The organism is Flavobacterium enshiense DK69 (assembly GCF_000498495.1).
GTDB classification, from domain to species: domain Bacteria; phylum Bacteroidota; class Bacteroidia; order Flavobacteriales; family Flavobacteriaceae; genus Flavobacterium; species Flavobacterium enshiense.
On sequence record NZ_AVCS01000006.1, the window covers coordinates 15,848 to 32,613 of the forward strand.

Genomic DNA, 16,766 nt, shown 5'->3' on the forward strand with positions numbered 1-16,766 from the left:
TGAAAAATCAGAATCATGAGCAGCAGCGGTCCGTTATTAAAAAAGCAGTACTATCCAATAAGCGCGCCACTTTACGCCTATCTGGAGAAATACAGACGGGTGGCAAAAACGAATGTTTTTTATGACGATTTATTGCGCTTTCAGGGAAGTGTTGTCGTGTATGACTCCAACAAAGAAGACACACTTTGGGTTAGGGTGTTCTACAATGAACTGGAAAAAAAGGAAATTGATTTAAGCCTTAAGAAAATCTATACCCTGCTGCATTCCGATGGAGACGAGCGAAATATTATTAATCTGACGGTTGATTATATCGATTTTTGCACTTTCGGTAATTCGAAACCGTTTCGCGTGAAGATCCGGAACCTATTGAACGACAATTACACGCATTTTTATGTAAAAATTGCCGATGCATCCCGAATTTTCGGATTGGAGTTAGAGCACATCATGTCCCCGAACAGTATCAACTTTCTGGTCCATAAAGAAACGCTGATTGAAGAACATATCGTGGGAATTCCCGGTGATGTCTTTTTAAAGCATCATCTGGATAAGTGTACCGAAAACGAAAAGGCACAAATCGCAAAGGAATTCGTAAAATTCAACGAGCGTTGTATGATTGGTCTTTTAGGCGATATGCGCTCGTATAATTTTGTTGTCATTCCCATTTACGATTACGACCATATTGTGTACAAGATCAGGGCGATTGATTTTGATCAGCAATGTTATGAAGGTAATTTCAAACTTTACAAACCGCATCTTTTCAAGGAGAATTTTCGCTTTACCCAACTGGTAAAAGAAAAACTCATGAAAAATTCCATTGAACAGTACCAGAATGAGGAACGTTCTATTTTGGTTAGGAGAATAGCAGGTTTTGAGGAACGTTTAGGTGAATTATTGCAGGCAATGAAAGCAAGTGAATTGTCACCTTCTATTAATTTCGAGCGTCTGAGACGGGAAACCTATGAAGTAACTTTTGATAAGAATTTCAAAAATGCGACCTCCATGAGCGACATCGTCGAAGCGGCACTGAATTTCATCAAACGTAATTATCATACGCACGGCGGTGATTAATAACTTCTAGATTTTAGTCAATACATGGTAAACAAGTAAAGCCTGAAAGATAAGGATAACGAAAAACTTCCACAAAAATGACAGTTTTGAAATCTTATGTCGATAAAGCACCATTCCAGACAGGGCGCCAATGCTTCCTCCCATGAAGGCAAAGGCCAGCAAGAATCTTTCTGGAATCCTGGATTTTTGGTTTACCGCTAACCATTTGTCAATACCATACAGTAAAAAAGCGAATCCGTTAATTGCCGATAAATAAATGAAAAGAGGAGGCATTTGTTATGACTTTGAGGCAAAGATACTTTTATCGGTCAAATGAAAAAGCCCTCCCTTTTGAGGAAGGCTTAATTGTACCTAAAAGTTCTATAATCTTTTTTAGAAATACTTTCGACTAATTTTCGAAATCAAGGTTTGCGGGTTCATTGATCACTTTCAATTTTTCCGGTTTTTTTCCGGTTATTGGTGTCGAAGGATCAACAACTTCAAAAGACAAATTATCAAACCACATCTGTCCGGTTCCTCTTAAATAGGCACCATACGATATTTTTGATGCATGTGAGGGAACGTCTAAAACAAGTTCATATTTCTTCCAATCACTGGTACCGCCAACGGCACGATTGCGCATGTTGTCAAAAGAGATAAAGTTTTGCGAATTGGCCTGCTCAATTTTAAACCAGAAGCCTGCTCTTCCTTCCACTTCGTTTGTTTTAATGTAACCCGATAGACGAACGCGTTGTCCCATAAATTTATCCGGCTTAAAACTTTGCATCAGCGTTCCGTATCCGTCAATTGTCTTGTCTATGGATTTGATGGTGGCCGCATTTTTTCCGTCCATCCCGGATCCTTTATCGATTCCCATGTCATAACTCTCCGCTTTAGTTCCGGTTTTGTACCAGCCGACAGGAATTTCAAAGGAACCAAACGCTTCAAAAGAAAGCAGTAATCCTATTAGTGCCAATAATGGAAAAATTCTAAGAGTAGTTGTTTTCATTTCATGGAGTTTTAATTAATATTTACATTTTTATAGGTAGCAGGCATACAGTATTAATCATTGTAAATCAGAGACTTATAAAATTACAAAAAAGGTAGGAGTTTACATTGACAAACAGTGGAATATCGGCAACAGGCAAAAGTTTCGGATAATCTGTATAAAAAGATAAAGTGATGTGAATTGGGGAAATTTAGACCAAAGATGTTATTTTAGCATTCTTATTCCAAAATACAATGACACCAACAGAATACATCCTGAAGTTTGTTCCGACAGCTTCCAAAAACATAGAAGCTACCCTTCAATTATTGGCCGAAGACTGCACTATACCCTTTATTGCCCGATACAGAAAAGACAAAACCGGAAACCTCGATGAGGTTCAGATTGAAGCAATAGCCAAGTACAGTAAACAATTTGCCGAAATCGTAAAACGCAAGGATAGCATTTTAAAATCGATTGAAGAACAAAATGCGCTTTCACCGGAGTTGAAGCAGAAAATCGAAAACAGCTTCGACATGCAGGAGCTGGAAGATTTCTATCTGCCTTACAAAAAGAAAAAGAAAACCAAAGCCGATACCGCACGTGAAAACGGATTGGAGCCATTGGCAAAAATCATCATGGCTCAGAACAGCGATGATGTAGAATATATCGCTTCCAAATATCTGAATGATAAAGTAGCCAATGAAGACGAAGCTTTACAAGGCGCGCGCGATATCATTGCCGAATGGATCAATGAAAATATCTTCATCCGTAAAAACCTGCGCAGAATGTTTCAACGCAAAGCGACTATCAGTACAAAAGTGGTAAAAGCGAAGAAAGAGGAGGAAGGCGCCAAAAAATTCGAACAGTATTTCGATTGGAGCGAACCGGTTTCCAAAGCGCCCGCACACCGCTTGTTAGCTATGCTCCGTGCGGAAAATGAAGGTTTCATCAAACTTTCCGTGGAAGTGGAAAAAGAAGAAGCCCTTGGTTTTATCGAAGACAACATTATCAAAAACAATAATGAGACTGCAAGTCAGCTCAAACTGGCCATCAAAGACAGTTACAAACGTTTGCTGGAACCAGCTATTTCGAATGAAACACTTCAGGAAGCCAAAGCCAAAGCCGATGTGAATTCCATTCAGGTTTTCGCGGCTAATTTGAGTCAGCTTTTGTTAGCATCACCGCTGGGAGAAAAGCGAATTCTGGCCATAGATCCGGGATTCAGAACCGGTTGTAAAGTGGTTTGTCTTGATGAGAAAGGTGATTTGCTGTACAATGAAACTATTTTCCCGCATGCACCGCAAAACGAAACGGCAATGGCGATGAAGAAAATCCGTTCGATGGTGAATGCCTATAACATTGAAGCGATTTCTATAGGTAACGGAACGGCATCACGTGAAACCGAATTCTTCATCAAGAAGATTGCGTTCGACAAACCGGTGCAGGTGTTCATCGTTTCCGAAGCGGGTGCCTCGGTGTATTCAGCTTCCAAAATCGCAAGGGAAGAATTTTCGAATTATGATGTTACGGTTCGTGGTGCGGTTTCCATCGGAAGACGTTTGTCGGATCCATTGGCCGAACTGGTAAAAATTGATCCGAAATCTATTGGAGTAGGCCAGTACCAACACGATGTGGATCAGACCAAACTGAAAGAAGAACTGGACAATACCGTAATCCGTTGCGTGAACTCGGTTGGAATCAATATTAATACTGCCAGTAAATCGTTGTTGAGTTATGTGTCGGGAATAGGAGAAAAAATGGCCGAGAACATTGTAGCCTACCGAAGTGAAAACGGACCGTTTGAAGACCGAAAGCAGCTTAAGAAAGTTCCCCGTTTGGGTGAAAAAGCGTTTCAGCAGGCTGCGGCTTTCATCCGAATCAAAGAAGGGAAAAATCCATTAGACAATTCGGCGGTACACCCGGAAGCCTATGTCATTGTGGAAAAAATGGCAAAAGATTTAGGAATTAAAGTTGGTGAACTGATCGCGAACAAAGAAAAAATCGGCCAGATCAAACCGGAAAATTATATTACCAGCGATATTGGAATCCTGGGATTGAAAGATATTCTGAAGGAATTGGAAAAACCGGGATTGGATCCGAGAAAAGCCGCGAAGGTTTTTGAATTCGACCCGAATGTGAAATCAATCAAGGATTTGCGTACCGGAATGGTATTGCCGGGCATCGTGAACAACATTACCAATTTTGGATGTTTTGTGGATGTGGGTATTAAGGAAAGTGGTTTGGTACACATTTCCCAACTTAAGGAAGGCTTTGTTTCCGATGTGAATGAAGTGGTGAAGCTGCACCAGCACGTTCAGGTGAAAGTAACCGAAGTGGATGAAGACCGAAAACGAATTCAACTTTCGATGATATTGTAAAAAAAGAATCCCAAATGCCGTTATGGTATTTGGGATTTTTATTTGATATAGAAAAAACTATTGTTTGTTTTCTTCGTCTTCTTTTTTAGCAGCAGGAGCCTGATCTTCTCCTTTGGATGCTTTTTTAAATTCGTTGATTCCGCTTCCTAAACCTTTCATCAATTCCGGAATTTTTTTACCTCCAAAAAGCAAAACAATCACTACAACGATCAAGATTATTTCGGTTGCTCCTAATTTTCCCATGACTTACTATTTTATTTTGAATATTTTAGTTACTTAATTTCGGACAAAGGTAGCCATAAAATCGATTTTGCAAACACTCAGCCCCTTGTTTTTGAATAAACTACCTGAATTTTAGGTTTTCTTTAACCAAATAGCGAAAAGGGTTACGCAAACTTGGGTTTATCCGAAGCGATATTTTTATATTTGTGAATCAAACCACTATGCATGTCCGGAAAAAGACTGAAACGACAACTAATCCGAAAAAAACTCTTTAGTAAAAACCGTTTGGTCATACTGAACGAAGATACCTTTGCAGAAATTTTTTCGCTTCGGTTAACCCTGATGAATGTCTTTATTGTGGCAACAGTGGGTGCTTTGCTTATCATATTTGTGACTACCTATATCATTGCTTTCACACCCCTTCGCGAATACATACCCGGTTATGCCTCAACGGAACTGAAACGCCAGGCAGTCGAGTTGGCCATAAAATCCGATTCGTTGGAAAAAGCCATGAAGCGAAATAATTTGTATGTAGAGTCGATTAAAAAAGTACTCAACGGCGATTTGGAATATGCCAAACTCAACATCGATTCCATTATCGTTGCCGAAGAGATTGATCCGGAAACCCTGGTGATGGAACCTTCCAAATCCGAGATGGAATTACGGAAGGAAGTCGAATCCAAAAACAAAAAGAACTAATGGACTGGACAGCCAATGTATTGCAGATGCCGTTGTTATGTGGCATTATTTTTATGATAGCCGGATTGGTCATGTATCTCTTTCCGCCCAAAAAAATCAATTCGCTTTACGGGTACAGGACATCGTCTTCCATGAAATCACAACAGACTTGGGATTTTGCGCAGAGATTCTCGGCCATTAAACTCCTTCAGATTGGAGCGGTTTTAGGATTACTGACTTTTCTTCAACCCTTTTTTGGTTTTGAAAAGGAATCCCAAACGATTATCGGAATTGCGCTGACCCTGGCCGCAGTCTTGTCATTATTGATGCTTACAGAACGGGCAATCAAAAATAAATTCCCAAATACTTAAATAAAAATGTCTTTAAAAGCTTTTTTTGCCAAACAGTTCGCGGCAATCATCCATCATAAGACCCAAAAATGGGCCAATAACCCGGTGGCAACGCAGCAGCGTGTTTTCGAGAGTTTAATAGCCGAAGCGAAAAATACTCAGTTTGGAAAGGACCATCATTTTGCGGACATAAAAACAGTTGCTGATTTTGCCCAAAAAGTTCCCGTTCGAGATTATGAAGCGTTGCGCCCTTATGTTGACCGCGCGGTAAAAGGCGAAGATAACATTCTCTGGAAAGGCAAACCGATTTATTTTGCCAAGACATCGGGAACTACTTCGGGTGCCAAATACATTCCACTGACCAAAGAGTCGATGCCATATCATATTGAAGCAGCCCGAAATGCTATTTTGAGCTACATACACGAAACAGGAAAGGCTGATTTTGTCGATAGGAAAATGATTTTCCTTCAGGGAAGCCCGATTCTGGAAGAGAAAAACGGAATCAAACTAGGCCGTCTCTCGGGTATAGTGGCGCATTATGTACCAAAGTATCTTCAGAAAAACCGCATGCCAAGTTGGGAAACCAATTGCATAGAGGATTGGGAAACGAAAGTTGATGCCGTTGTGGAAGAAACGTTCCATGAAAACATGGCGGTTATCTCCGGAATTCCGTCGTGGGTGCAGATGTATTTTGAGAAACTGAAAGCCAAAGCAGATAAACCAGTCGGGGAACTGTTCAAAAATTTCAATCTGTTTATTTATGGCGGAGTGAATTATGAACCGTACCGCGCCAAATTCGAAAGCCTTATCGGACGGAAAGTCGACTCCATCGAATTGTTTCCGGCATCCGAAGGTTTTTTTGCCTATCAGGATTCCCAAAAGGAAAAAGGCATGTTGTTGTTGCTGAACTCCGGAATTTTCTATGAATTCATCAAATCCGAAGAATTTTTTACCGAAAACCCGAAGCGCTACACCATCGGCGAAGTGGAATTGGGTGTTAATTATGTATTGATTTTATCCAGCAACGCCGGACTTTGGGCTTATAACATTGGCGATACCGTTCAGTTCACGAGTTTAAAACCTTACCGCATTATCGTTTCAGGCCGTATCAAGCATTATATTTCCGCTTTTGGCGAACACGTTATCGGAAAAGAAGTGGAAGCGGCACTGCAAGAGGCAATGGAAGGAACCGAAGTACATATAAATGAATTTACCGTAGCACCGCAAGTAAGTCCTACAGATGGCTTGCCATACCACGAATGGTTCATCGAATTTGAAAATGAACCTCATAACTTTGACGAATTCGCCTTACGGATAGATCAGGCCATGAGAAAGCAAAATGTGTATTACGATGACCTGATTGCAGGCCACGTTTTACGCACCCTGGTAATTACGAAAGTTCCTAAGAACGGATTTCAGGAGTATATGAAATCCATCGGCAAATTGGGAGGGCAAAATAAGCTGCCAAGGCTATGTAATGACAGAAAAATCGCCGATGAACTCACAAAAAAATAAAAAACTATATTTGTGGGTTAGAAATAGAAAAAGTTCATGAGAGAATTAAAGAACATTTCGCGCTCTAGGGCGCAAGAGTCGTCGGCAGCTATTGAACGACTGTACATTACCATGCGTCATTTGTTTAACCGGGGTTTTTACAAACCAATGGGGGTTTCGGGCGAGACCTTACGTGAAGCATTATTATCATTACGCCCTGAGATTTATGGTTCTATAGCCGATGAGAAAGTAGAATTAAACGGATTGTTGTATGTTATAGAACGCCTTCCGGTGGGCATTGAAGAGTGCCGCTACATCAACTTGACTTCCGATGAAGGCTATTCGAAATCGCATTTTCAACCTATCGTTCCTCCAAAAAGAAAAAGAAACTGTTATCGCATTGACGATGAACAGATGAATATTGAAATTACAAGAGGACGTTCGGATATCTATGATATTTTAACGCATTTGACCTTCATCTTCATCGAATCCCACAAAATCAAAGACCGTGTGATGATTGATGAAGAAGGACGATTAACCCGAGATTGGGAAAAACTGGAACAGGTTGTTCTTCAGAATAAAAAATTAACCCTAGTAGATAGGGAACAAGCTATTTCTCATGCTTCCAATGTTTTGGGAAGAACCTTCGCCGAGGTAATGGACATCTATGAAGGCTTTGGCACCAAAGAAAAACCAGATCGTTTTTTACACATTATCTACTGGTTAGGGAAACTGGCCATTGAAGAGGTGACAGATAACAACAGACGCACAATTACCTTCAGTCCGATTTTAAGAGAACGACTTGGACATCATATTTACGGCGAAATCTGGGCTAATAACATCAAAGAAGTTTTAGAGAAAAATGATTTATTGGTTAGGCCGATTCACATCATTAGTGCGAACATGCACAGTGTGATGAATTCGATTTTTGCCGAACCGGCCCTGGGAAGCAAATACAATGGAGGCGATGATTTTCAGATTTTTGGAGATTTGAGCAAATCAGGAAATGATGCCTTACGCAAGAAAGTGGAAGAATTTGCGTTACAACACGGAATGATTTCCCTGCCGGATACTTCCGGAACCAATATCGACGTTCAGATTTTTGATACGGCGAAATTCAACCTGAAAAAATCGGCATTCCCAAAGGCAATGTTAGGGAAAGAACAGCCCGTGCTGATTGTGATGGATTACGCTTTTGGCGAGCAGGCTTATGAAACGATTGACGAGTTATTGAAGCCTTATAAAACGGCCAGCGGGAAAATATTCCTGAATGTGGAGTCGGTTTCTATTATGGGTAAAGCCGGAATCCTTCAGGGAGGAAAAGGTGATATCATGATTCCGAATGCCCATGTGAATGAGGGAACAGCAGATAATTATCCTTTTGAAAATGAACTGACGACCGAAATGTTTGAAGGCAACGGCATTCCTGTTTTTGCCGGACCAATGGTTACTGTTTTGGGAACCTCACTCCAGAATAAAGATTTATTGCAGTTTTTCCACGATTCGACTTGGGGAGCCATCGGACTTGAAATGGAAGGGGCTTATTACCAGAAAGCAGTGCAGTCGGCATCCAAAATACGAAAAAGCATCAATCCGAACGTGAAGGTGCGTTATGCATACTATGCTTCGGATAACCCTTTGGAAACAGGGAGCACACTGGCATCAGGAGGATTGGGGACTACAGGAGTAAAGCCCACCTATCTGATTACGATTAAGATATTAGAACAAATTTTTAACATACATTAATTCATTTTTATGAGCAACAGCCCTCAGATCAACCCAAATGATCAGGAAATAGATTTAGGTAAACTTTCAAAAAAGGTAGGAGAAAAGGTTCAGTCGTTTATCGACTGGTTGTTTGACGGAGTTTTATTCATCCGAAGAAACATCGTGATTATCGGAATTCTATTTGTACTTGGTGTCGGATTGGGTATTTACAAGGACAAGAACACTAAAGTATATGATCATGAAGTTATTGTAAAGCCAAATTTCGGAAGTACGGATTACCTGTATTCTAAAATTAAGTTGATATCCTCTAAAATTAATGAAGGCGACACTGTTTTTTTAAAGCAAATCGGAATTGTAAATCCAAAGAAATTTTCCAAAATAAAAATCGAACCTATTACGGATGTCTATCGTTTTATCAACGGAAATGATAAAAATTTTGAAATGTTGAAATTAATGGCGGAAGACGGTGATTTAACGAAGATAGTTGAAGACAATGTAACCAGTAAGAACTATATGTATCATACTATTTCGTTTACAACAAGTGGACTTACTTCGGAGAAAAACACATTAATACCTTTGCTGAACTATCTGAATGATAGCGAATTTTATCAAAAGATGCAAAAAGAACAAGTCAACAATATAACGTTAAAAATCAAGGAAAACGATAGTATCATTTCTCAGATTAACGCGGTAATGAATCAATTTTCAAATGCGGTGAGCAATAATCAGAAAAGTGATAAATTGGTGTATTATAACGAGAATACCCAACTGGATGATGTTCTAAAAACCAAAGAAGAGTTAGTCAAAGAGCAGGGTTATAATCGATTGGAGTTAGTTTCTGCCGACAAAATTATCAAAGAGAGCAGTCATATTTTAAATGTTAGGAATAATAAAGCCACAAAAGGCAAAATGAAATTAATATTACCGGTTTTCTTTATTGGGCTTTTCGCCATGTTAGGAATGTTAAGAGATCTTTATAGAAGGCAATTGGCAAAACGAAATTTAATCTAATGAAGCATATTTTAGTAACGGGCGGAGCAGGCTTTATCGGGTCAAATTTTGTTCCTCATTTTATAGAAAACAATCCGGAGTATCATTTGGTGAATCTCGATTTGTTAACCTATGCAGGGGATTTGGCTAATGTACAGGAAGTAGAGAACCACCCGCGTTACACCTTTGTCAAAGGCGATATTTGCGATCGTTCGTTTATTGAAGATTTGTTCCGAAAATATGATTTCAGGGATGTGATTCATTTTGCGGCTGAAAGCCATGTTGACAATTCAATCTCAGGACCCGAAGCTTTTATTCGTACCAACGTTATCGGGACATTTAATCTTTTGGATGTAGCCCGCAAACACTGGATGATTGCTCCAAATGAATATAAACCGGGTTACGAAAACTGTCGTTTCCATCATGTTTCCACCGATGAGGTTTACGGAACTTTAGGAGAAACAGGACTATTTGAAGAAACTACGCCTTATGCGCCCAATAGTCCGTATTCTGCATCGAAAGCATCGTCAGACATGATTGTGAGGAGCTATTTCCATACCTACGGAATGAATGTGGTAACAACCAATTGCTCCAATAATTACGGTCCGAAACAGCACAATGAAAAACTGATTCCGACAATCATCCGCAAAGCATTGTCGGGAGAAAACATTCCAATCTATGGTGACGGGAAAAACGTTCGCGACTGGTTGTATGTGTTGGATCACTGCAAAGGAATCGAATTAGCCTTCCATAAAGGAAAAGCAGGGGAGACCTATAATATTGGCGGAAGAAACGAACGCAACAACTTGTATATTGCTAACACTATCTGCGAGTTGTTAAACGAGTTGAAGCCAAAACCAGAAGGAAAATATCAAGATCAGATAACTTTCGTGAAAGACCGTCCTGGACACGATCTGCGTTATGCGATTGATGCGACAAAGATTGAAACAGAGCTAGGCTGGAAAGCAGACGAAAATTTTGAAACCGGAATCCGAAAAACAATTGCCTGGTACTTAGAGAGTTTAAATGTTAAAGCATAAGGGCTCTTGTGTGAACAGTCCACAACTTTAATCGTTTGAACTTTAAAATTTTAGACAAAAAATGAAAGGAATAATATTAGCCGGAGGCTCAGGAACGCGTTTGCATCCGTTAACATTAGCGGTAAGCAAGCAGTTGATGCCTATTTATGATAAACCAATGATTTACTACCCGTTATCAACTTTGATGTGGGCAGGAATCCGTGAAATACTTATCATTTCAACACCGCACGATTTACCGTTGTTCAGGCAGTTACTGGGCGACGGAAGTTCTTTAGGCTGCCGGTTTGAATATGCTGTACAGGAGCATCCAAACGGATTGGCCGAAGCGTTTATCATTGGGAAAGAATTTGTAGGCAATGACAAAGTTGCTTTGATCCTCGGCGATAATATTTTCTACGGAACCGGTTTGGCGGAATTGCTTCAGGCAAACAACAATCCGGATGGCGGAATCATTTATGCATATCATGTTCACGACCCGGAACGTTATGGGGTTGTAGATTTTGATAAGGATGGTAAAGTTATTTCCATAGAAGAAAAACCGTTACAGCCTAAATCCAATTATGCTGTTCCCGGGATTTATTTCTACGACAATAATGTCCTGGAAATAGCAGCCAATATAAAACCAAGTCAACGCGGCGAACTCGAAATTACCGATGTAAATAAAGAATATCTCGACAGGGGAAAACTTCAGGTAAGTATTCTCGATCGCGGAACTGCCTGGCTGGATACAGGTACATTTCAGTCGTTAATGCAGGCCGGCCAGTTTGTTGAGGTAATTGAAGAACGCCAAGGATTAAAAATTGGCGCTATCGAAGAAGCGGCCTACAAAATGGGGTTCATCGATTCGGCCCAATTAAAAGCATTGGCAGAACCTTTGCTGAAAAGCGGTTACGGAAAACACTTAATGAGTTTAGTTTCAAATTAATCTCAGAACTAAAAAAATGAACTTCATACCGACACAATTATCAGGCTGTTTTATATTGGAACCAAAAATGATTACCGATTCACGTGGTTATTTCATGGAAAGTTTCAATGAACAAACCTTCCAAAAGGGAATAGGACAACATGTGCATTTTGTACAGGATAACCAGTCTTATTCCACCAAAGGAGTGCTTCGCGGACTGCATTACCAATGTGGCGTACACGCGCAGGCAAAACTGGTACGTGTACTACAGGGTGAAGTTTTGGATGTTGCAGTAGATATCCGTCCGGGGTCTGTGACTTACGGACAGTATGTTGCCGAAGTCTTGTCCGCAGAAAACCAACGTCAAATGTTTGTTCCCAGAGGATTTGCACACGGTTTTGTGGTATTGAGTGAAACGGCTACTTTTTTCTACAAATGCGATAATCTTTACAATAAGGAATCTGAAGGAGGAATTCAATACAACGATCCAGCTTTGGATATTGATTGGGGTTTGCCGGAAAGCGAATTGCTGATTTCCGAAAAAGATATGATTTTACCCACTTTTGAAAATGCAAAAAAAGTATGGTAGTTTTAGTAACAGGAGCCGGCGGTCAGTTAGGACAAGCATTACGGTTCATATCCGGGAATTATCCTGTTATTGATTTTATTTTCTGCTCCTCTTCAGAATTGGACATTACGGATAGTGTCAATTGTGATTTAGTTTTTGAAAAATACCAGCCTAAATTTTGCATTAATACTGCTGCTTATACCGCTGTGGATAAGGCGGAGAGCGAACCTGAAAAAGCACATCTAATTAATGTCGTTGGTGCAAGAAATATAGCGGAAGCCTGTAAAAAAAATAATACTACATTACTTCATATTTCCACCGATTTTGTTTTCGACGGAGAAATAACAACACCTTATTTGGAAAGTGATATTCCCAATCCAACCAGTGTTTATGGGCAGACCAAATTGGATGGCGAGAAAGTAATTCAGGCAGTTTGGGAAAAGCATTTTATTATTCGGACATCGTGGCTGTATTCTCAGTTCGGAAATAATTTTATGAAAACCATGTTGCGATTGGCTTCGGATAGGGATATGCTTTCAATAGTGGATGATCAAATCGGGACACCAACCAATGCTGTCGATTTAGCGGAAGCACTTGTCGGAATGATAACATTTTGTGATGCAGAACCTGTTGGAGGAGTGCAGTGCGGGATTTATAATTTCAGTAATGAAGGACAATGCAGCTGGTTTGATTTTGCCAAAAAAATATTCGAAGTCAATAATATTGCGATTATCCTAAATCCGATTTCAACTTCAAGTTATCCAACAGCTGCCAAAAGGCCGAAGTACAGTGTTTTAGACAAGACAAAGATTAAAAACACATTTGGACTGAACATAAAAAAATGGGAAGAGGCATTACACCCTTTCCCATCTGCTGAGTGATTGTCGGTCATCGTTTGACGACTTTTTTAACGATTGATTTTCCAAGCTCATCCTGTATTTTCATCATGTACAAACCAGACGGTAATTGAGACAGATTGATTTCATTGTTTATAATTTTTCCGTCCTGAATTTTTCTTCCGTCAATCCCATAAATAGTATAATTCAATTCACCCGATTGGGAGATAACATGTATGATGTCAGTGACAGGATTTGGATATAGTGTAAGATTGCTTATTGTATTTTCGTCGGTAGTTAATGTTTCGGCTACCCCCTGAATACTTATATTGTTAAATGTTACCTGTTTATTGGTTTCTGCTGTCATGTTGGGTCCGGTAAAGCGAATACGAAGTTTAAGATTAGGATTTTGATTTACGGTGGCAATATTGGTAAAATCAATTTCTATTTTCTGATACGTATTTGAAATAGGGAAGGATGAGGCAGTCATTCCGGTAGCTATCCAAACGGGGGTTCCCGGGTTGATGGAATAATCTACAGTTATTCCGGTTGCTGCACCTTCATCCAAAACCGCAAAAGCCAGTTTAATATTTTTGTATCCCACGGTTGAAATATGAAATTGCATTGCATTTTCTGAACTACCACTTTTGAAAGGCTGTTTTATTTGGATTCCCCTCATGTCTGAATCTTCAAAAGTTTTATTCTGGTTAACAGCCGGAATATAATTCAAAGTCGTAGGACTGTTTCGTCGTTCCATTGAAGCTTTTCGGTAGTTTGGATTTCCACTAGTGAATGGATATCCTGAAAGACAGGATTCATAATGTAAATTACCTTCCGAAGATACTTCATAAGTAGATGCAATATCGGTTAACGGAGTGTCGTTTTCAAGGTTAGTATCCATCATCCAGAAATAGATGACCTTAGAGATATCTGGATTACCGGATGGCACAAAGTGTGCCGTTACCTCGAAATCCGCTGTTGGCGTAATGGTTATTTCTTCGCTCGTACTGTTAGAAGCACCACTCCAATGACTAAACACATAACCAGTGTTGGCCACGGCTTTCATCTTAACCGGAATATTGTGAAAATATACTCCGGTCCACGGATACGGATTTGCAGTTATTCCAGGTGTGCCGTTTTTGATGTTAATGGTGTTCATTTTAATATAGCCATGGGTTGCACCTGAAACCTTTAGCGTTACATTGATGTTGCTGCTAATGTTAAATTTCTGGCGGATGTGCTGACGTTGGTAAGCCGGACGTTGTGTTGCGAATGTTCTTTCGCGGCCCATCTGGTACTGCCACTCGGCTTCATCTTCAGGGCCTTTCCATCGGAAATACTGATCGTCCATTTCCGGAGCGATAACCGCAGCCATTTCGTCCATCTTTGCGAGAACTCTGCTGGTCAGGAAGTTCGTATTCATTAAATCGGCAAAACGATTGATGAAATCGATTTTAAAAGAATTGTTCGTTAAAAGTTTGCGGAGTATAAGTGTCGACCAAAGAGCGTGAATATCTGGATCAGTCGTGGTGGTTTCGTCTAAGGTATCGAAATCGACACCGCCAAAGGTACTGGTTACATCGTGAAAGGCCCAACGCCAGCGGCCATCATGAGGGTACGGCGCATTTGGATTGAGCGTTGTTTTTTTTCTCCAAAAAACCACATTGTTCGTTACCCAATCGGTATTATTTAAAAAGATATTACTGATGTGATAATCCATGTAATTTTCAATATCCATCCGGGTTTTAATATAGGTGTAATGTTCGCTTAACGACAAATCCCTGGTCTCAATTTCGTGGATAAAGGAATTGTAATCTACACGGTCCCCTTCATCAACTGAACCATGATCATGCAGTAAATCAACCGCATCCATACCATATACCAATCTAAAATAGTTATCGTCATAACGTTCCCTTAGGGCTAAGATTCCCCAGTATTCGCCATTAATGATAGTGACTACCTGTTGATGCGCTTCGGTTTCCATGCGAAGATCTTTCACCAGTTCATTGCATAAACAGTCCCTAAACATGGTGTTATTCCAGTCGCCTCCCTGATTTTTAATCAGTACGCGTTCGTAACCCGTATACGGTTCGTCAGAAAACAGCGGATATTCCAATTTATCCTTGCCATAAGAAGATCTTGCATACACACGTAGGGATTTGTTTGGATAAATCCGCGAATGATCACCATGGATGCGCAAGCCCACTTTTTGGTTGATTTCTTCAACGCCGTCTACAAAATAATTCAGGTTGGCTATTCGTTCGGTAGCTTCACCATGCAAGCCCCAATTGGCAAAATCATTATCTGCTTCGTCGTCTGGATGATCCACACGCCAATCGTCAAATATTTTTCCTGCAACAGAAATACCATCATTATAACCATAAAAACCATTTTCATCAAAGCTCACTGAAACCACCGGAATGGTAAACCGGTTGGCTCCTTCAGGAGAAATGAAATAATTTTTGGTTATGGTTTCGCTTGGAAGCGCCCCCGGTTTTATGACTTTTGCTCTTACCACCGTAGCTTTAAATATTGGGCCGCTTGGAAAATAGTCGGGTTCATAATCCCAAGTGGTCGATATATTACAGAGTTTGTTGGGTTGTGATGTGCGGTCGGCAATTGGAATCGGACCGGTATAGGTCAGTGTACGGAAAGTGTTTTGAAAAAACTGATTTACCGGAAGCTGTCCGGGATCTTCAGGATATTGTCTTTTGTAATTGTAAGTGGTTCCGCCCAGGTTATTTTGATTAGGTTCTGATCCGTCCAGGGTGTATAGAATTGTTGCTCCCGGACTGTTGGAACTAATAGTAAGATCAAATCCCGAAGTTCTGAATTCGGAATCTTTCGAAAATACGGGAGGGCTTAATGCTTCAGAAATTCCGGAAGTTGTGTTGGCTGCATTTGGGGTAGGTGTTGTGAAGTAAACATAGGGGCCGCTTCCGTTTGGAAATTTTCCATATGAAACATCCATTTGTTGTATAGCAGGAGACACTGTGGCAACATTTCCTCCAGAGGGATTGGTCAGTATAACAGTATCGCCGGCACTTAATTTAAAGTTGGTGTGGAGAGGAGCTCCAGCTACTGCCTTATTTTTATCGGAGCACCATACCAACAGGTATTGTCCCGGATTCAGGGTCACACTCGGGAAAGTCCATTTGAACAGTCGTGTGCTCTCATCAGACATGCCATGGCCTAACAGATTAACGGGGTTTGATCCGGCGTTATACAATTCAATCCAGTCTTCGTGGTCACCGTCTGCATCGGTTATGGATGAGATGTTTGACGTCAGTATTTCATTAATGACTATATTTTGAGAAAATAGCGAATCGTAGCTCAGAACAACCAATGCGGTTAGTATCCAAAATGTAATTTTTTTCATAGGTAAATAATTTACATAAAGTTAAGAAATAACCTAAGTATCAATTAATTATACTCGATGCAGTGCTCTTAAAAACGATAAATTACACCCTGTTTTTGAGTGATTTTATAGCCTAAAAAGGAGGTGCTTCTCAGACCTCCTTTGCGTTGCTTTGATAAGTAATC

15 protein-coding genes are annotated in these 16,766 nt (G+C 40.2%); 11 read left to right on the plus strand and 4 right to left on the minus strand.

Annotation, left to right across the window (positions count from 1 at the left end; translation table 11 throughout):
• Positions 1 to 15: 15 nt before the first annotated feature.
• On the plus strand, positions 16 to 1,068 hold the full coding sequence (locus FEDK69T_RS02850; protein ID WP_023572636.1) for a hypothetical protein: 1,053 nt from the start codon (positions 16 to 18) through the stop codon (positions 1,066 to 1,068).
• A gap of 6 nt (positions 1,069 to 1,074) precedes the next feature.
• Here FEDK69T_RS02850 and FEDK69T_RS02855 read toward each other — a convergent pair whose 3' ends face one another.
• Together FEDK69T_RS02855 and FEDK69T_RS02860 are read right to left on the minus strand one after the other, a co-directional pair.
• The gene (locus FEDK69T_RS02855; RefSeq protein ID WP_035630672.1) at positions 1,075 to 1,341 is read right to left on the minus strand and encodes a DUF1294 domain-containing protein; all 267 of its coding nucleotides are present in this window, start codon (positions 1,339 to 1,341) and stop codon (positions 1,075 to 1,077) included.
• A 115-nt stretch (positions 1,342 to 1,456) separates the two neighbouring features.
• The gene (locus FEDK69T_RS02860; RefSeq protein WP_023572638.1) at positions 1,457 to 2,056 is read right to left on the minus strand and encodes a hypothetical protein; all 600 of its coding nucleotides are present in this window, start codon (positions 2,054 to 2,056) and stop codon (positions 1,457 to 1,459) included.
• A gap of 233 nt (positions 2,057 to 2,289) precedes the next feature.
• Here FEDK69T_RS02860 and FEDK69T_RS02865 point away from each other — a divergent pair, with 233 nt between their 5' ends.
• On the plus strand, positions 2,290 to 4,413 hold the full coding sequence (locus tag FEDK69T_RS02865) for a Tex family protein (RefSeq protein ID WP_023572639.1): 2,124 nt from the start codon (positions 2,290 to 2,292) through the stop codon (positions 4,411 to 4,413).
• Positions 4,414 to 4,470: 57 nt separating this feature from the next.
• Here FEDK69T_RS02865 and tatA read toward each other — a convergent pair whose 3' ends face one another.
• On the minus strand, positions 4,471 to 4,656 hold the full coding sequence (gene tatA / locus FEDK69T_RS02870; protein ID WP_023569666.1) for a twin-arginine translocase TatA/TatE family subunit: 186 nt from the start codon (positions 4,654 to 4,656) through the stop codon (positions 4,471 to 4,473).
• A gap of 204 nt (positions 4,657 to 4,860) precedes the next feature.
• On the opposite strand from tatA, the gene FEDK69T_RS02875 reads away from it, so the two are divergent.
• The 9 genes from FEDK69T_RS02875 to rfbD all read left to right on the plus strand — a co-directional run bounded on the left by FEDK69T_RS02875 (position 4,861) and on the right by rfbD (position 13,268).
• Entirely contained in the window at positions 4,861 to 5,334 is a 474-nt protein-coding gene (locus tag FEDK69T_RS02875; protein WP_035630671.1) for a hypothetical protein, read from the plus strand.
• Entirely contained in the window at positions 5,334 to 5,684 is a 351-nt protein-coding gene (locus FEDK69T_RS02880; RefSeq protein ID WP_023572640.1) for an SdpI family protein, read from the plus strand. The genes FEDK69T_RS02875 and FEDK69T_RS02880 overlap by 1 nt, the downstream gene beginning before the upstream one ends.
• A 6-nt stretch (positions 5,685 to 5,690) precedes the next feature.
• Positions 5,691 to 7,178 (plus strand): GH3 auxin-responsive promoter family protein, encoded by a 1,488-nt coding sequence (locus FEDK69T_RS02885; RefSeq protein WP_023572641.1) that lies wholly within the window; start codon positions 5,691 to 5,693, stop codon positions 7,176 to 7,178.
• A gap of 36 nt (positions 7,179 to 7,214) precedes the next feature.
• Complete coding sequence (locus FEDK69T_RS02890; RefSeq protein ID WP_035630670.1) at positions 7,215 to 8,903, plus strand: DUF6909 family protein; 1,689 nt, start codon at positions 7,215 to 7,217, stop codon at positions 8,901 to 8,903.
• Positions 8,904 to 8,912: 9 nt separating this feature from the next.
• Positions 8,913 to 9,896 (plus strand): hypothetical protein, encoded by a 984-nt coding sequence (locus tag FEDK69T_RS02895; RefSeq protein WP_035630669.1) that lies wholly within the window; start codon positions 8,913 to 8,915, stop codon positions 9,894 to 9,896.
• Positions 9,896 to 10,915 carry a dTDP-glucose 4,6-dehydratase gene (gene rfbB, locus FEDK69T_RS02900; RefSeq protein WP_023572643.1) on the plus strand — a complete coding sequence of 340 codons (1,020 nt, stop codon included), beginning with the start codon at positions 9,896 to 9,898 and terminating at the stop codon, positions 10,913 to 10,915. Before FEDK69T_RS02895 ends, rfbB begins: the two co-directional genes overlap by 1 nt.
• 61 nt (positions 10,916 to 10,976) lie before the next feature.
• The gene (gene rfbA, locus FEDK69T_RS02905) at positions 10,977 to 11,840 is read left to right on the plus strand and encodes a glucose-1-phosphate thymidylyltransferase RfbA (RefSeq protein ID WP_023572644.1); all 864 of its coding nucleotides are present in this window, start codon (positions 10,977 to 10,979) and stop codon (positions 11,838 to 11,840) included.
• 16 nt (positions 11,841 to 11,856) lie between these two features.
• Complete coding sequence (gene rfbC, locus FEDK69T_RS02910; RefSeq protein WP_035630668.1) at positions 11,857 to 12,408, plus strand: dTDP-4-dehydrorhamnose 3,5-epimerase; 552 nt, start codon at positions 11,857 to 11,859, stop codon at positions 12,406 to 12,408.
• The gene (gene rfbD, locus FEDK69T_RS02915) at positions 12,402 to 13,268 is read left to right on the plus strand and encodes a dTDP-4-dehydrorhamnose reductase (RefSeq protein ID WP_035630667.1); all 867 of its coding nucleotides are present in this window, start codon (positions 12,402 to 12,404) and stop codon (positions 13,266 to 13,268) included. Before rfbC ends, rfbD begins: the two co-directional genes overlap by 7 nt.
• A gap of 7 nt (positions 13,269 to 13,275) precedes the next feature.
• Here rfbD and FEDK69T_RS15345 read toward each other — a convergent pair whose 3' ends face one another.
• A complete protein-coding gene (locus tag FEDK69T_RS15345; RefSeq protein WP_023572647.1) occupies positions 13,276 to 16,602 on the minus strand; it encodes a CotH kinase family protein in 3,327 nt (1,108 codons plus the stop codon).
• Positions 16,603 to 16,766 lie beyond the last annotated feature (164 nt).

Coding starts and splice junctions, on each gene's coding strand:
- FEDK69T_RS02875 (WP_035630671.1), top strand. CDS start 4,861: ATGTCCGGAAAAAGACTGAAACGACAACTAATCCGAAAAAAACTCTTT.
- FEDK69T_RS02890 (WP_035630670.1), top strand. CDS start 7,215: ATGAGAGAATTAAAGAACATTTCGCGCTCTAGGGCGCAAGAGTCGTCG.
- rfbC (WP_035630668.1), top strand. CDS start 11,857: ATGAACTTCATACCGACACAATTATCAGGCTGTTTTATATTGGAACCA.
- FEDK69T_RS02860 (WP_023572638.1), bottom strand. CDS start 2,056: ATGAAAACAACTACTCTTAGAATTTTTCCATTATTGGCACTAATAGGA.
- FEDK69T_RS02855 (WP_035630672.1), bottom strand. CDS start 1,341: ATGCCTCCTCTTTTCATTTATTTATCGGCAATTAACGGATTCGCTTTT.
- tatA (WP_023569666.1), bottom strand. CDS start 4,656: ATGGGAAAATTAGGAGCAACCGAAATAATCTTGATCGTTGTAGTGATT.
- rfbB (WP_023572643.1), top strand. CDS start 9,896: ATGAAGCATATTTTAGTAACGGGCGGAGCAGGCTTTATCGGGTCAAAT.
- FEDK69T_RS02850 (WP_023572636.1), top strand. CDS start 16: ATGAGCAGCAGCGGTCCGTTATTAAAAAAGCAGTACTATCCAATAAGC.
- rfbA (WP_023572644.1), top strand. CDS start 10,977: ATGAAAGGAATAATATTAGCCGGAGGCTCAGGAACGCGTTTGCATCCG.
- FEDK69T_RS02865 (WP_023572639.1), top strand. CDS start 2,290: ATGACACCAACAGAATACATCCTGAAGTTTGTTCCGACAGCTTCCAAA.
- FEDK69T_RS02895 (WP_035630669.1), top strand. CDS start 8,913: ATGAGCAACAGCCCTCAGATCAACCCAAATGATCAGGAAATAGATTTA.
- FEDK69T_RS15345 (WP_023572647.1), bottom strand. CDS start 16,602: ATGAAAAAAATTACATTTTGGATACTAACCGCATTGGTTGTTCTGAGC.
- FEDK69T_RS02880 (WP_023572640.1), top strand. CDS start 5,334: ATGGACTGGACAGCCAATGTATTGCAGATGCCGTTGTTATGTGGCATT.
- FEDK69T_RS02885 (WP_023572641.1), top strand. CDS start 5,691: ATGTCTTTAAAAGCTTTTTTTGCCAAACAGTTCGCGGCAATCATCCAT.
- rfbD (WP_035630667.1), top strand. CDS start 12,402: ATGGTAGTTTTAGTAACAGGAGCCGGCGGTCAGTTAGGACAAGCATTA.